The following is an 801-nucleotide window of genomic DNA, read 5'->3' on the forward strand; positions in this document are numbered from 1 at the left end:
GGTAACTCTTACTTGGCGATCAACCGTGGCGCAACCATCAATGCTGCGGGTACAGAAGCGAATCCAATTATCTTCACTTCGGCGCAAGATATTGCTGGTTTGAACAGCGGTGACGAGCAAGGCCAATGGGGTGGTTTGACGATTCTTGGTCAATCAACCAACAACAAAGGCGAGCGTACTTACGAAGCCGGCACACAGAAGTATGGTCCTGATGGCGGCGTAACAATTGCGGCAGACGATAGTGGTACATTGACTTATGTTGCTATCAAGTACTCAGGTTACGAAGTAGAAAAAGACAAAGAGTTGAACGGTCTTTCTCTAGCATCTGTTGGTTCTGGTACAACGATTAACAACATCGCGATTATCGGTTCAGCAGATGATGGTATCGAACTTTGGGGCGGTACGGTGAGTGTTGACGGTTTGTACATCTACAACGCTGGTGATGACTCAATCGATACTGACCAAGGTTATATCGGTACGCTTTCAAACGTGTATGCAGAGCAGAACATTGTGGACGACGAAGTTGGTTCACGTGTGATCGAAGCGGATAGCTTTGATACGTCTGCGACGGGTACTCCACGCGCTAAACCAACGCTTACTAACGCAGTGTTGAAATCTGTAGGGCGAGCAGTGCGTTTGCGCGAAGGTACAGATTACGTATTCGATGGTGTTCAAATCACTGTTGAAAGCTCTTCTGACACAAGCGTTGAAGCTATTCGTGTAAGTGATACTGGTTTGCCTACAGGTGCTTCAGTAACTGCGAATGGTCTAGCTGTTAAGAATAAAGCGAATTCAACTGCA

General features: G+C 46.9%; 1 pseudogene. It reads left to right on the plus strand.

The window, feature by feature from the left end:
* Positions 1 to 801 (plus strand): annotated as a pseudogene (locus A3738_RS30825) (hypothetical protein); the annotation flags it as partial.

The organism is Oleiphilus sp. HI0066, from assembly GCF_001635725.1.